The 12237-nt window shown below is 64.2% G+C and carries 16 protein-coding genes and 1 other RNA gene; 12 read left to right on the top strand and 5 right to left on the bottom strand.

Going from position 1 to position 12237, the window contains the following annotated elements:
* Positions 1-63: 63 nt before the first annotated feature.
* On the top strand, positions 64-1374 hold the full coding sequence (locus KBZ22_RS01720; RefSeq protein WP_255020782.1) for a Rieske 2Fe-2S domain-containing protein: 1311 nt from the start codon (positions 64-66) through the stop codon (positions 1372-1374).
* Here KBZ22_RS01720 and aroB read toward each other — a convergent pair.
* The gene (gene aroB / locus KBZ22_RS01715; protein WP_255020781.1) at positions 1371-2474 is read right to left on the bottom strand and encodes a 3-dehydroquinate synthase; all 1104 of its coding nucleotides are present in this window, start codon (positions 2472-2474) and stop codon (positions 1371-1373) included. The two genes, KBZ22_RS01720 and aroB, sit on opposite strands and share 4 nt — an antisense overlap.
* Before the next feature lie 37 nt (positions 2475-2511).
* Between aroB and KBZ22_RS01710 the strand changes: the two genes are divergently transcribed.
* The 5 genes from KBZ22_RS01710 to ssrS all read left to right on the top strand — a co-directional run bounded on the left by KBZ22_RS01710 (position 2512) and on the right by ssrS (position 6206).
* On the top strand, positions 2512-3402 hold the full coding sequence (locus KBZ22_RS01710) for a carbohydrate ABC transporter permease (protein WP_254999257.1): 891 nt from the start codon (positions 2512-2514) through the stop codon (positions 3400-3402).
* 54 nt (positions 3403-3456) lie between these two features.
* Complete coding sequence (locus KBZ22_RS01705) at positions 3457-4119, top strand: hypothetical protein (protein ID WP_255020780.1); 663 nt, start codon at positions 3457-3459, stop codon at positions 4117-4119.
* Between the two features lie 75 nt (positions 4120-4194).
* Positions 4195-4785, top strand: a complete 591-nt coding sequence (locus KBZ22_RS01700) for a hypothetical protein (protein WP_255020779.1) — start codon at positions 4195-4197, stop codon at positions 4783-4785.
* 51 nt (positions 4786-4836) lie between these two features.
* A complete protein-coding gene (locus tag KBZ22_RS01695) occupies positions 4837-6009 on the top strand; it encodes a 5-(carboxyamino)imidazole ribonucleotide synthase (protein ID WP_255020778.1) in 1173 nt (390 codons plus the stop codon).
* Positions 6010-6024: 15 nt separating this feature from the next.
* Positions 6025-6206: non-coding RNA, 6S RNA (gene ssrS / locus KBZ22_RS01690), on the top strand.
* Positions 6207-6214: 8 nt separating this feature from the next.
* Here ssrS and KBZ22_RS01685 read toward each other — a convergent pair.
* On the bottom strand, positions 6215-6862 hold the full coding sequence (locus tag KBZ22_RS01685) for an NAD(P)H-dependent oxidoreductase (RefSeq protein WP_254999260.1): 648 nt from the start codon (positions 6860-6862) through the stop codon (positions 6215-6217).
* Positions 6863-6943: 81 nt separating this feature from the next.
* On the opposite strand from KBZ22_RS01685, the gene KBZ22_RS01680 reads away from it, so the two are divergent.
* Positions 6944-7342: a hypothetical protein gene (locus tag KBZ22_RS01680; protein ID WP_255020777.1), complete on the top strand. Its 399-nt coding sequence runs from the start codon at positions 6944-6946 to the stop codon at positions 7340-7342.
* Here the strand turns inward: KBZ22_RS01680 and KBZ22_RS01675 are convergent.
* Positions 7297-7614, bottom strand: coding sequence for a DUF2103 domain-containing protein (locus KBZ22_RS01675; RefSeq protein ID WP_255020776.1), 318 nt, complete (start codon positions 7612-7614; stop codon positions 7297-7299). The two genes, KBZ22_RS01680 and KBZ22_RS01675, sit on opposite strands and share 46 nt — an antisense overlap.
* Complete coding sequence (clpS, locus tag KBZ22_RS01670) at positions 7614-7910, bottom strand: ATP-dependent Clp protease adapter ClpS (protein WP_127431955.1); 297 nt, start codon at positions 7908-7910, stop codon at positions 7614-7616. Before clpS ends, KBZ22_RS01675 begins: the two co-directional genes overlap by 1 nt.
* A 70-nt stretch (positions 7911-7980) precedes the next feature.
* Here clpS and petN point away from each other — a divergent pair, with 70 nt between their 5' ends.
* Genes petN through KBZ22_RS01650 form a run of 4 tightly spaced genes read left to right on the top strand, consistent with a single transcriptional unit; the run spans position 7981 to position 10881 of the window.
* On the top strand, positions 7981-8082 hold the full coding sequence (petN, locus tag KBZ22_RS01665; RefSeq protein WP_106501620.1) for a cytochrome b6-f complex subunit PetN: 102 nt from the start codon (positions 7981-7983) through the stop codon (positions 8080-8082).
* Between the two features lie 20 nt (positions 8083-8102).
* Entirely contained in the window at positions 8103-8255 is a 153-nt protein-coding gene (locus KBZ22_RS01660) for a hypothetical protein (RefSeq protein WP_193486092.1), read from the top strand.
* Positions 8252-9589, top strand: coding sequence for a CofH family radical SAM protein (locus KBZ22_RS01655; protein ID WP_255020775.1), 1338 nt, complete (start codon positions 8252-8254; stop codon positions 9587-9589). The genes KBZ22_RS01660 and KBZ22_RS01655 overlap by 4 nt, the downstream gene beginning before the upstream one ends.
* Entirely contained in the window at positions 9586-10881 is a 1296-nt protein-coding gene (locus KBZ22_RS01650; RefSeq protein WP_255020774.1) for a hypothetical protein, read from the top strand. The genes KBZ22_RS01655 and KBZ22_RS01650 overlap by 4 nt, the downstream gene beginning before the upstream one ends.
* Here the strand turns inward: KBZ22_RS01650 and psb29 are convergent.
* Entirely contained in the window at positions 10841-11557 is a 717-nt protein-coding gene (psb29, locus tag KBZ22_RS01645; protein ID WP_255020773.1) for a photosystem II biogenesis protein Psp29, read from the bottom strand. The genes KBZ22_RS01650 and psb29 overlap by 41 nt on opposite strands.
* A 76-nt stretch (positions 11558-11633) precedes the next feature.
* Between psb29 and clpP the strand changes: the two genes are divergently transcribed.
* A complete protein-coding gene (clpP, locus tag KBZ22_RS01640) occupies positions 11634-12224 on the top strand; it encodes an ATP-dependent Clp endopeptidase proteolytic subunit ClpP (RefSeq protein WP_106501623.1) in 591 nt (196 codons plus the stop codon).
* Positions 12225-12237 lie beyond the last annotated feature (13 nt).

Raw genomic sequence — 12237 nt, 5'->3', positions numbered from 1 at the left:
CGGAGCTGCGGGTCAGCGCGCCATCATCGATCCACCGGCTCTCCCCAGTTGCTGCCGCACCCCATGGTGATCCCCGCTCCTGCCAATCCCACCGCCAGCATCAGGCAGGAGCACTGGTTGCAGCGTTGGTATCCGGTTGCCTATCTGCAGGATCTCGACCCTCGCCGCCCCACGGCCTTCACCCTGCTGGAGATGGATCTGGTGCTGTGGTGGGACGCTGCAGGCCAGCAGTGGTGCGCCTTTGCCGACGTCTGCCCCCACCGGCTCGTACCCTTGAGCGAAGGCCGCCTCAACGAAAGGGGTGAGCTGGAGTGCCCTTATCACGGTTGGAGTTTCAACGCCCAGGGCAGCTGCACCGCGATCCCCCAGGCCGAAGCCGCAATCGGCGCCAACCCCCGCAGCTCCTGCCGCCGCTACGCCACAGCCAGCGCCCAGGGGCTGCTGTTTGTGTTTGCCGGCGACCATGCCGCGGCTGCGGCGGTGCCCCTGCCGCTGGTGCCCGTGCTCGAGGAACCCGGCTGGCTGGTGCAGGACACCTTCCGCGATCTGCCGATGGATGCCCTCACCCTGCTGGAGAACGTGCTCGATGTGAGCCATGTGCCCTTCACCCACCACCGCACGGTGGGTAAGCGCCAGAACGCCGCTCCGGTGGTGGCCGAGCTCACCAGTTTCGGGCCGGAGGGGTTCACCGCCACTTGGCCCGAGGGCCCGCGCCGGGGGCGCCTGGGCAGCCAGTTCACCACCTTTCAGGCGCCGGGCCTGATGTGGCACGACCTCACGGCGAAGGGATTTGCCCGCTTCCTCACGGTTGTGTATGCCACGCCGATCCGGGCTGGGGAATGCCGCTTGTTTGCCCGTTTCCCGTTTCAGTTCCGCTCGCTGTTGCCCCGGCTGCTGTTGCGGGCTCGGCCGGTGTGGTTGCAGCACATCGGCAACCACACGGTGCTCGAAGACGACCAGGTGTTTCTGCACTGGCAGGAACGGGTTCAAAACCAGGCGAGCTTCCTGCCCACCGGCGCCGACATCTACGTGCGGGCGTTGCACAAATGGGTCAAAGATGTTGCTGGCCAGCCATGCCCAGGCTCCGCCCTGCCGCCCCGGCTGGGTCGCTCAGCCCTTATGGATCGCTACGACAGCCACACCCGCCACTGCCGTGCCTGCTCCGGTGCCCTGCGACAGATACGCCGCTGGCGGCCGCTAGTGCTGGTGGCCCTGGGGGTGGAGCTGCTAGTGGCGGCCTGGCTGCCCGGGCTGCCGGCCCGGTTGACCCTGCTGGTGCTGCTTGGCGGCAGCGCCCTGCTACTGCGGCAGCTAAATCGCTGGGAGCGCCAGCTATTGCGCGGCGACGGCCACCCACCACGCAACGCCCTCTAGGCGCAGCTGGCGAGCGCGCTGCGGATGGTTGCTTCGCTGACGTCGCTGCGGATCTCCACGCTGCCGATGCCGGTGGGCAGCACGAAGCGCACCTGACCCTCCCTCACCTTCTTGTCGCCCTGCAGGCAGGCCAGCACGGCGTTGGGATCGAGGGCTGGCCAGGCCAGCGGCAGACCTGCGGCGGCGATTACGGCCCGCTGGCGGGCCTGGTCGCTGGCGCTCCACAGGCCCATGGCCAGGGAGATTTCGCCGGCCGCCAGCATGCCCAAGCCAACGGCTTCCCCATGGAGGTAGGTGCCATAGCCGCAGAGGGTCTCCACCACGTGGCCCAGGGTGTGGCCGTAGTTGAGGATCGCCCTCAGGCCCCCTTCGTGTTCATCGGCGGCCACCACCTTCGCCTTGGCGGCGGCGGAGCGCACCAGGATTCGCTGCAGCAGCTCGGCTGGCAATGAGGTCAAGCTGGCCAGCTGGGCGCCGCATGCCTCTAGGTCGGCAAGCAGCTCGGGGTCGCCGATCACGCCGTATTTGATCACCTCGGCCATGCCAGCGCGAAATTCGCGCTCCGGCAGGGTGGCAAGGCTGCTGGGGTCGATCAGCACCAGGCGCGGCTGGTGAAAAGCGCCGATCAGGTTTTTGCCGCCGGGGTGATTGACGCCGGTCTTGCCGCCGATCGCCGCATCCACCATGGCCAGCAGGGTGGTGGGCACCTGAACCACGGCAATGCCCCGCAGCCAGGTGGCGGCTGCAAATCCAGCCATGTCGCCCACTACGCCACCGCCAAGGGCAACGATCAGCGAGCCCCGCTCCAGCCGGCGGGCAAAGGCTGCGTTATGGATCAGGCCCACGGTGGCTGGGGTTTTCTGATCTTCTCCCGCCTCGATCACCAGGGTGCTGGCATCGAGGCCAGCCTCGCTGAGGCTTTGCAGGGCAGTGGCGCCGTAATGGGCTTCCACCACAGCGTTTGTCACCAGCAGCACCTTGGTGCCTGCTTTAAAGCCCAGGCCTCGAATCTGGTCGCCCAGACTCAGCAAGGCTGCCGAGCCGATGATCACCGGGTAGGGGGAAGCCTGCAGCTCCACCCTGATCGTTTGCAGATCCATAGGGCGATCATTATCTAGCCCAGGTACTTTGCCTTGTATGAGCGAGGCAAATCTCCGCAAGCGCACCGCCACGGCCTGGGGCTTTTTGATCCCTGCCCTGGTGCTGATCGGGCTGTCGGTGCTGATCCCGGCAGCGATGGCATTGGTGATGAGCTTCAGCCAGGCCGGCCTCGATGTCAGCGAGCCGCTGCGCTTCGTTGGCCTGGCCAATATCCAGCGCCTGCTGGCCGACCCGATGTTTTTCCGGGTCACCGGCACCACCTTTTTGTATCTGCTGGGAGTGGTGCCCCCGATCGTGGTCGGCGCCCTGGCCCTAGCCGTGCTGGTCAACCGCCAGCTGCCGGGGATCCATTGGTTTCGCGGTGCTCTGTACACCCCGGTGTTGGTGTCGATCGTGGTGGCGGCCATTGCCTTTCGCTGGATCTATGCCGAAAACGGCCTGATAAACGGCTGGCTCACCGCCCTGTTGGGCAGCCGCTTCGATCCCATCGGTTTCCTCACCTCGCCGCTGCTGGCCCTGCCGTCGGTGATGCTCGTGACCCTCTGGAAGGGCCTCGGCTACTACATGGTGATCTTTCTGGCCGGGCTCCAGGGCATCTCCCCCGATCTCTACGAGGCGGCGGCCCTCGATGGCAGTGAGGGCTTGCGCAAGCACCTAGACATCACCCTGCCGCTGCTGCGGCCCTACATCACCCTGGTGGCGGTCATTTCCGCAATTGCGGCCACCAAGGTGTTCGAAGAGGTGTATTTAATGACTCAAGGTGGCCCTGCCGATTCCACCCGCACCCTCGTTTACTACGTCTACGACCAGGCTTTTGCCGAGCTGGAGATCAGCTACGCCTGCACGATTGGTTTGGCATTGTTTTTAATCGTGCTGATGCTGAGTTTGGTGCGCTATCTCTTCGCTGGTGATCGCGGCCTCACTTGAAGAGCCTGTTACCAGACCAGTCCCGGAAGTCTGCCTAGGGTTAGTCCGCCTGAAATGACGGCAATGGCTTCCTCCGGTGGCAAAACTCGCTCCAGCCTCAGCGAACGCCAGATGGTGGGCCTGTTCAGCCTTGGGCTGGGAGTGGTGCTGTTTCTGTTGATCCTGATGCGGGGCCAGCAGGCCGCCCGCGAGGGCAACCAGGAGATCAGCAATGACACCTATTGGGTGCTGGTTTCGCCACTGGTGTTTTCCGCTTTTGGCGTGGTGTTGTTGCGCTCCCCCAAGGCTGGGGTCGGCGCACGGGGACGGGCGCTGGAGCAGTCGCAGCGCACCACCCAGTCGGCCCAGGCTGCCCTAGCCAGGGTTGACGAGGGGGCTAGCCAGCAGCTGGCCCAGGCTCGCGCCGAGGCGGCGGCGGCACTGGCAGCGTTGGAGTCGCTCCAGGGCGAACAGGACAGAACCGCAGCCCAGGCGGGCGCAAAAATTAGGGCTTTGCAGGCTGAGCTCTCTGCAGCCCAGCAGGCTCGCGTTCAGTTAGAGGCCAACCTGCGCCGCGATCTGGTTACCCAAACAGCCGACACCAGCGGTACTTTGGCGGCCGTCCAGTTGGTGGAGGGCCAGCTGGATGCCTTCGCCGGTGGCTTCAATGATCAACTGGCAGCGGCTCGGCGTCAGCTCGATGGGTTGATTGCCAGTCAGGAGCAGCAGCTGGCCTAGCTACGCAGCGAGGCAAGCCAAGCCCAGGCGGCTCTAGACCGACTCCGCTGCGACCAGGAGGCCCAGCTGGCCCGATTGCGCAGCGAAGCTTCCCGGGCGATCAGCTCAGCGCAGGCTGCCCAGGCCGATACCCAGGCGGTCGCTGCAGATGTGTCCAGTCAGATGGCAACGATGGACCAGCAGATTCAGCAGGCCCAGCAGAGCTGCAGCCGGGCCACGGCCAGCCTCGATGCTGCTGTGGCCAGCAGTGGCCAGGGGCGGGCCGAGGCCCTGGCCACTGCCCAGCAAGCCCAACGCCAGGTGGAGAAGCTGGCTGGCACTCTGGGGGCTCAGATGGATACGGCCCGCCAGCAGCTGGCGGCGGCGGTTCAGGCCAGCAAGCAGGCCCAGCAAGTGGTGGACCGTTTGGAGCAGGGCGCCCCAGCTTTTGTGGCTGCCGCCCCAACAACCGCTACCGGTTCCGATGCCTTCCTGAGTTGCTACCGAGAGGCTTGCGAAGAGCTGGGAGTGATACCAGGCAGTGGTTGGCAGGAAGTGCGCGCTACCTGGCGCCGTAAAGTGATCGATTGGCATCCAGATCAGGGTGGTGACTCCAGGCTTTGGGTCCGCCGCAATGCTGCCTATCAGCTGCTTGTGGCCTGGTACGAGTTCAACGGGGCGTCCTGATTCATACGCTGCAAGCTGCGAGTTCCAAGATCCGTGGCTGGTGCCAACCCTGTGACTGAGCCAGTTGCTAGCGCTGCAGTTGCTATCGGTGTAGTTGGTGGCGGCCAATTGGCCTTGATGCTTGCCGCCGCTGCCCGCAAGCTCAATGTGCCCCTGCATGTTTTGACACCAGGGGCTCAGGATCCCGCCACTGCCCTTGCCAGCAGTGTGGTGCTGGCCGAACTCGACGATGTGGCGGCCACCCGGGAGCTGGCGCGCCGCAGTGGCGCGATCACCTTTGAAAACGAATGGCTAGACCTGCCGGCCCTGGCGCCGCTCAGTTTTGACGGAGTCGTCTTTTTGCCAAGCCTGGAGGCCCTCGCGCCCCTAGTCAGTAAGCGGGGCCAGCGGCAGTTGCTGCAGGATCAGGGGTTGCCTTGCCCGCGCTGGTGCGATCTGCCCACCAGTGGCCTGTTGCCTGAAGGCTTCAACTACCCATTGATGGCCAAGGCCTCCACCGGCGGCTACGACGGCAAGGGGACAGCCGTGTTGCGCAGCCCTGAAGATCTCACGGCCCTGCTGGCAAGGGTGCCCCTAGGTGACTGGATTCTTGAGGAGTTTGTCAATTTTGAGCAGGAGCTCTCCCAGCTCGCCTGCCGCGACCGGGCTGGCAACGTGCGCTGTTATCCCTTGGTGCAGACCCACCAGCATCAGCAGGTATGCGACTGGGTGCTGGCGCCGGCCTCAGTGCCCCATGCGGTGCAGGCCTATGCCCGCAATATCGCCGCTTCCCTGCTCACGGCGATCAATTACGTGGGCGTGATCTCCATTGAGCTTTTTTATGGCTCGGGCGGTCTGCAGGTTAATGAAATCGCCCCCCGCACCCACAATTCCGGCCATTTCACGATTGAGGCAGCCCATACCAGCCAGTTCGAGCAGCAGGTGAGGATCGTTGCTGGCCTGCCGATGGGGTCTGTAGAGCTGCAGGTGCCGGGGGCACTAATGGTGAATCTGTTGGGCTTTGAAAGTTCGGAAGCCGACTACCAGGCCAAGCGGGATGATCTGGCTGCCATACCGGAGGCCACGGTGCACTGGTACGGCAAGGAGGGCTCCAGTCCAGGACGCAAGCTTGGTCATGTCACCCTGCTGCTGCACGGGGTCACAGCTGGGGAAAGGGCTGGCCAGGCGGAGCAGCTTTTAGAGCGGGTCAGATCCATCTGGCCCCTGCCCCCGCAAAACCCGTAATCGGCCTACACTTCCAGAGGACTGCCTTGTTGGTGACTGCCTTTTACAGTTTTCTGATCTGACTCCCTTTTCGACATGGGGGTCTGCAGCGGAAGCAACGTAAACCGGCCTCGTAGTCGGAAACGGCGCCCCGTCCTTGACCCTCTTCTGGTTCCACCAGGTCGAACACTGGGGCAAAACGGCACGGCGGTCCACCCCTTTCAAATCAACGCCTCTCGATGAGTTCGGCGGGGGCGTAGCGAACCTTCGCCAGTGAGGCGTACCTATCGCTGCTGTCGCGATAGCCAGCCGCACACACCACACAGCTGCGGTAGGGCGAGTCTGCCAAGTTGAGAATGCGGTCGTAAGCAAGCGGATCGAAGCCTTCGATGGCACAGGTGTCCACTTCGAGCAGGGCAGCAGCTGTCATGAAGGTGCCCAGGGCGATGTACACCTGATTGCTGGCCCAGCGGTCGATCTGCTGGCTGCGAGGGCCATTGATCAGGTCGACATCGATCATCTGGCGGTAGGTGGCCAGGGCGGCTGAATCGAGGCCGCGAACGGCTGCCATCGTTTCGATTAGGCGATCGGCTTCGGCGGCGCCGATCTGGCGTTGCACCAGGAACACCACCAGATGGGAGCAGTCGGTGATCTGGCTCTGGTTCCACGACTCGGGGCGCAGCTGCTGGCGCAGGGCGGGGTCGTTTATCTCCAGAAATTTCCAGGGCTGCAAGCCATAGCTCGATGGGCTTTGCACGAGGGCGTCCTCCAGGGCGGCCCAGGTGGTGTCGTCAATGCGGCGACTGGGGTCAAACACCTTGGTGGCGTAGCGCCAGGCCATGGCCCCATTGAGCTGCTGGGGGGAGATCGGCATGGTGGGGTGGCGACAACGGTGGAGATCAGGGGCCATTCTGGACCTTGTTACTGCCGTGGTCGGGTTCGGCCGCCAGCCTTGATGGAGTCCTTTCAGCAGGCCTTTGAAGCCCTTCTGGCCCTCGCCCCAGGCCCGGTTTTTCCTCGCGCTCGGGAGCTCTACTTGCGCAAATACTGCCTCGAGGGACGCGACGCCCAGGATCGCTTCCGCACCTTCCTTTTTGAAGAGGAGATTCAGGAATCAGAAGGGGGCACCGTGCGGGTTAGCGCCTTGAGCTTCGCGGTGGTGCATTGGCAGGCCGCCCAAAGCACCCCTGAGGAATATTCCGCCTACCTTCAGCAGCGCTGGCAGCTGCAGCCCGAAGGGCTCAGCCTTGAGCTTGAGCCCTGGTTTCGGGAGGGGGGCGCCTTTGCCCGGTTTCAGGCAACGGCGTCCTACGAGCGTTCCCCTTCCGGTGAGTTGCTTTTGGGTGGTGTCTGACCCAGCAAGCGATCTAGGCACTGCTGCAGTTGCTCGCGGCTCCAGCCGGTGACTACAAACACCTCCTGCACGCTGCTGCCGCGGCGGGCGACGAGCTTGTGCCCACCGGTGATGGGCGCTGAAACCCGCAGCCGCATCTGGCTGCTGCGGCCACGCACGCGGCTGATAACCGCCGGGGTGACGGTGTCGATGCCAGGGCAGAGCGCAAGTTGCTTGAGCAGCGGAATCAGCCCCTCCACGTAGGTGCTGTGGGTGATGACCACCCGGCCCATCATGCCCGCTCCAAAGGAGCCATGGTCAGGCCGGCTGCTCCCAGCTGCTGATGGTAGAGCTCAGCCTGTTCCTGGGGGCCGCACCACACCACCGCCGAACCCTCCCCGTCTATGCGGTGGGCCAGATCCCAGGCCTTATCAGCGAGCATGCCCGGGATGATGCGCACCAGTGATTCCACCACGTGCTGAAAGGTGTTGAAGTCGTCGTCAAGCACCACCACCTTGAAATCGGGGTATGGCTGGCGCAGGCGCAGTCGCTCCTGAACGGGGCTGGCGGAGGAAAGGACCACAACCACGGACTGCAACGACGAACACCTTTAGGGCTCCAGCCTAGGTAAAGTGCCTTCAAAGACTGCAAGCTGCACCATGTTGATCTCTGCGGGTTGGGCCTCCTTGGCTGCTCTTTTCAGCTTTTCCATCGCCATGGTGGTCTGGGGTCGTCACGGCGACAACAGCATCAAGTTCTGACCTGGCTTTGACGATCCTCTGTGCCTGAGCTGAACCTCTCCGCCTCCCAGGTGCTTTCCGCAATCGCGGTGTTGTTGCTGGTGTTTGTCAGCGGAGGAGTGATCTATCTCTCCATCATCGAGTGGAGCGATCGTCGCCGTCGCAACGCCCTTCAAACCAAGCGCCGCAAGTGAGCCCAGCCGGCTCTTCGCCACCATCCCCCACTCCCGCTGGGTTAGCGGATTGGGCCTGGCAGAGCGCCGCAGAGCTGCTGGTGCCACCCCCAGCTGGGCCCTCTAGCCCTTCGGCAACCCTTGACCTAGAGGCCCTTGACGTAGATGCCCTTGACCTAGATGACCTAGTTGCGGCCATCCACTCGGCCCAGCCGAAGCTGCCGCTCAGTGGTGATAGCGATAAGCACGAACCGGGCAGCTGGGATCCGGCCTTGCTTGCCTCCCTCGGTCTGGTCCTGCTCAGCCGCACCGCTGATGCCGAGCAGGATGAACTGCTGCGCCGCGCTGCAGATGGCTTGCGTCAACAACTCGCGGGCAACATCGTCACCTACGTGGTGAACCGCAACCTCAACGTTTCAAACCACTGCATCAAGCACTGCAGCTTCTGCGCCTTCCGTCGCGATGCTGGCGACCCCGGCGCCTACTGGCTTAGCGAAGCAGACCTGCAGCAAAAAGCCGCCGAGGCGCTTGAGGCTGGAGCCACCGAGCTCTGCATCCAGGGCGGACTCAACCCAGCCGCCACGGTGGCAGGCAGTCAGCTGGCCTATGCCGAACGGTTGCTTGGTCTGTTGCAGCAGGCGGCACCGGGGTTGCACCTGCATGCCTTTTCGCCCCAGGAGCTGCTTTATTTCGCCCAGCACGACAGGCTGCCCCTCGATCAGGTGCTGGCGCGGTTGCAAGCGGCTGGCCTGGGATCGGTGCCGGGTACGGCGGCAGAGGTGCTCAGTGAGCCGGTGCGGCAGGTGCTCTGTCCGGAGAAACTCACGGCCAGGGAGTGGGTGGCGGTGATGCTTCAGGTGCACCAACACGGCTTGCCTGCCACCAGCACCCTGATGGCAGGCCACATCGAGTCCCCGGCAGACGTGGTGGCTCACCTGCTCACCCTGGTGGCGGTGCAGCGCTACGCCTGGCAGCATCAGCGCCAGGGTTTCACTGAGTTTGTGCTGCTGCCATTTGTGGGCGCCTCGGCGCCAGCTGCCCTGCGCTCCCGGGTGCAACGGGACCAGCCCGACCCTGCAGCGATGTTGCGGCTCACGGCCCAGGCCCGGCTGTTACTGGGGCCCTGGTTTCGCTTCCACCAGCCCAGCTGGGTGAAGCTCACCCTCCCAGGAGCCACCGAGGCCCTGCGCTGGGGCTGCAATGACCTGGGCGGCACCTTGATGGAGGAACACATCACCACGATGGCCGGTGCCAGCGGCGGCACCCGCCAGTCCCCCCAGGCGCTTGAGGCGGCTGCCCAGCGGCTTGGCCGTCCGGTGCGGCGCCGCACCACCCTCTACGGAGCTGTGGCGTGACCCGCTTGCGCTGGACCCTCACCCTGACAGTTCTGTTGCTGCTGCTTCCCGCTGGCTTGCTGCTGCGATCCCCCCGGCCCCGGGCCGAGGGCCTGGAGCGGTTGATTGGCCAGGCTGCCCTGCTGCAGAGCTTTCCCGCCGCCCCGGAGCGACCGGTGCCAGCCCTGTGGAGCCAGCGCCTCGGCGCTGCTCAGGCGCGTCGGATTTGGCGTCAGCAGCGCCGCTTCTGGTGGCAGTTCTGGGGGCGCGATGGCGATGGTGGCGCCTTTTTGGCCTATCAGTTTCAAGTAGGAAGCCCCCTGCCTCCCCATGGAATTCGGGTTGATGACCTCGTGGTCGTGGCAGCCGATCCCCTTGCCAAGCGGCTATTGCAAGACCAGCTCAAGTTGGCCCAACGTCAGCGCCGCGGTCTGGAGCAGCGCTGTCTGCAGCGTTTGCAGCAGGAGCAAGCGGTTTTCTGGGCCCCCCTTGGCCTCGGCGTGATGGCGGGCCCTGCAGCCCCTTTGCTGCAACGCTTCCAGGAGGGATGTTTGAGTCTCGAGCTCGAGGGGGCCAACCTGGGGCTCGCTGGAGAAGCAGCTGCCGCCAGCGGCCTGCTGGCCGCCCCAGGCCGTGCGCTGCCAGCCGTTGTGCCTCCCCCCCTGCCTTCAGAGTTGCTGCTGGATTGGCGCGGTCCTGGCCTTGAGGGCTTACTGCAGGGGCTGCTGAGCCGCCAGCTGATCCGGGAACCGCTGTCGGCTCGCTACGGCATCGGTGATGCCCAAATAACCATGCTGCGTCGTGTGCCCTTTGTCTTGCGACTGCGCCCGCTGGCCCAGGGGCCCTTCCAAACGGGTCTGGAGCTGCAGTTGGCGGTCTCAGGGGATCGGCGTCCCTGGAACCAGATGCTTGCCGGGCTTGTTGAACCGCTGGAGACCCAGGGACTCGAGGCGACGCAATCTGGATCCAAGGCCTTAGCCGCGACGCTCTGGCGCCAGCAGGATGGGCGAGTCGTGGGAGGTTGGCGCTGGGTGCTGGCTGGTTCAGGCAGCACCCAGCTGCTGCTGTTCCTTGGACCCGAACCACCTGCCGCTACTCCTGCAGCAGCCACGCCTGTGCTGAATCAGCCAGGCCTTGGCGCTTCGATGCAGTTGCGGCTGCGGCCTGCAGCGCTTGCAGAGCGGGGCTTGCTGCCGCCCGAATTGCCCAAGCCCGTCCAACTGGCAAGCCAGCTCAGCCTGACGGCAGTGCCAGCTGCTCCTGGCTCAGCCCTCAGCCAGCTGACTGGGCGGCTTCAGCTGCAATCTCGGTAGGTGCCTCGGTGGCTTCCTGTTGCTGCCGTTCCCGTTTACGGCGTTCAGCAGCAACGGTTTCCGCCATTAGCTCAACTGCCTGGGCCATTTTCTCGAGGTTGGTGGCGTAAAGACTCAGGTCCTTGTCGAGTCGCTCGCGCAGCAAGCCCATGGAGCCGCCCAGATCGTGGGCATAGCTGCGCAGGGCGGAGGCATCCAAGGCGTCTGCGCCCTGCGCCTGCTCCAACAAGCTCAGCAGGCCTACGGCCATCAACCGTGAATAGTGGAAATCGGGGCGGCGGATGTCAGCAAGAGCTGCCGCAAGGGGTTCGGGTGCGCCCAAACCCTCCTGTTCGATCCATTGCTTCACCTGCTCGACGCTGTGGCTGCCCATGGCTGCCATGGCGCTGTCACGCTGCTGGCGCAACTGGTTGGCATCGAAGCCGGAAGCGGAACAAAGGGCTTGGAGCAGGGGGAGGCGCTGGCCGTCAGGGCGATAGCCCCGGGCAAAACTGTCGAACACCTGGATCAGGCCGCAGGCAAACAGGGCATCACTGCGAAAGCCGGTTTGACGGCTGAGCAGGTGCAGCTCCACAAGCAGCTCATCCACCATGCGGCGATAGAGCGGCGCGATTACGTGGGGGAAGGCGCGGTGAAACTCCCGCTTGCTGTCGGCAACGGTGAGGGCTGCACTCACGCTGGATTAGGCCAAGGTTGGTCGACCCTAGCCGCCCGGGCTCAGTAGGATCGGAACCACTCGCAAATGCAGCTCCATGATCCCGATCGTTATTGAAGAGTCGGGCCGGGGTGAGCGCGCATTTGACATCTATTCCCGGCTACTGCGGGAGCGCATCATCTTCTTGGGTGAACCGGTCACTGCTGAGTCGGCCAACCGGGTTGTGGCCCAGTTGCTTTTCCTTGAGGCAGAAGATCCCGAGAAGGATATTTTCATGTACATCAATTCTCCGGGTGGATCGGTATACGACGGTCTGGGAATTTTTGACACCATGCAGCACATCAAGCCAGATGTGCAAACCGTCTGCGTAGGCCTGGCCGCTTCGATGGGTGCCTTTCTGCTTTGCGCTGGCACCAAGGGCAAGCGCAGCAGCCTCACCCACTCGCGAATCATGATCCACCAGCCCTTGGGCGGCGCCCGCGGCCAGGCCAGCGACATCCGTATTCAGGCAAACGAAATTCTCTACTTGAAGCAGAAGCTCAACCAGGAGCTCAGCGATCGCACGGGACAAGCCCTGCCCCGCATTGAGGAAGACACCGACCGCGACTTTTTCATGTCACCCGCGGAGGCTGTTGAGTACGGCTTAATTGACAAGGTCATCGAAAAACGACCTGTGCGTCCTGTTTGAGGGATTGGCTGGT

Origin of the sequence: Cyanobium sp. L1E-Cus (assembly GCF_024345755.1) — a bacterium.
GTDB lineage: Bacteria > Cyanobacteriota > Cyanobacteriia > PCC-6307 > Cyanobiaceae > Cyanobium_A > Cyanobium_A usitatum.
This window is presented reverse-complemented; position numbering and strand designations above follow the sequence as displayed.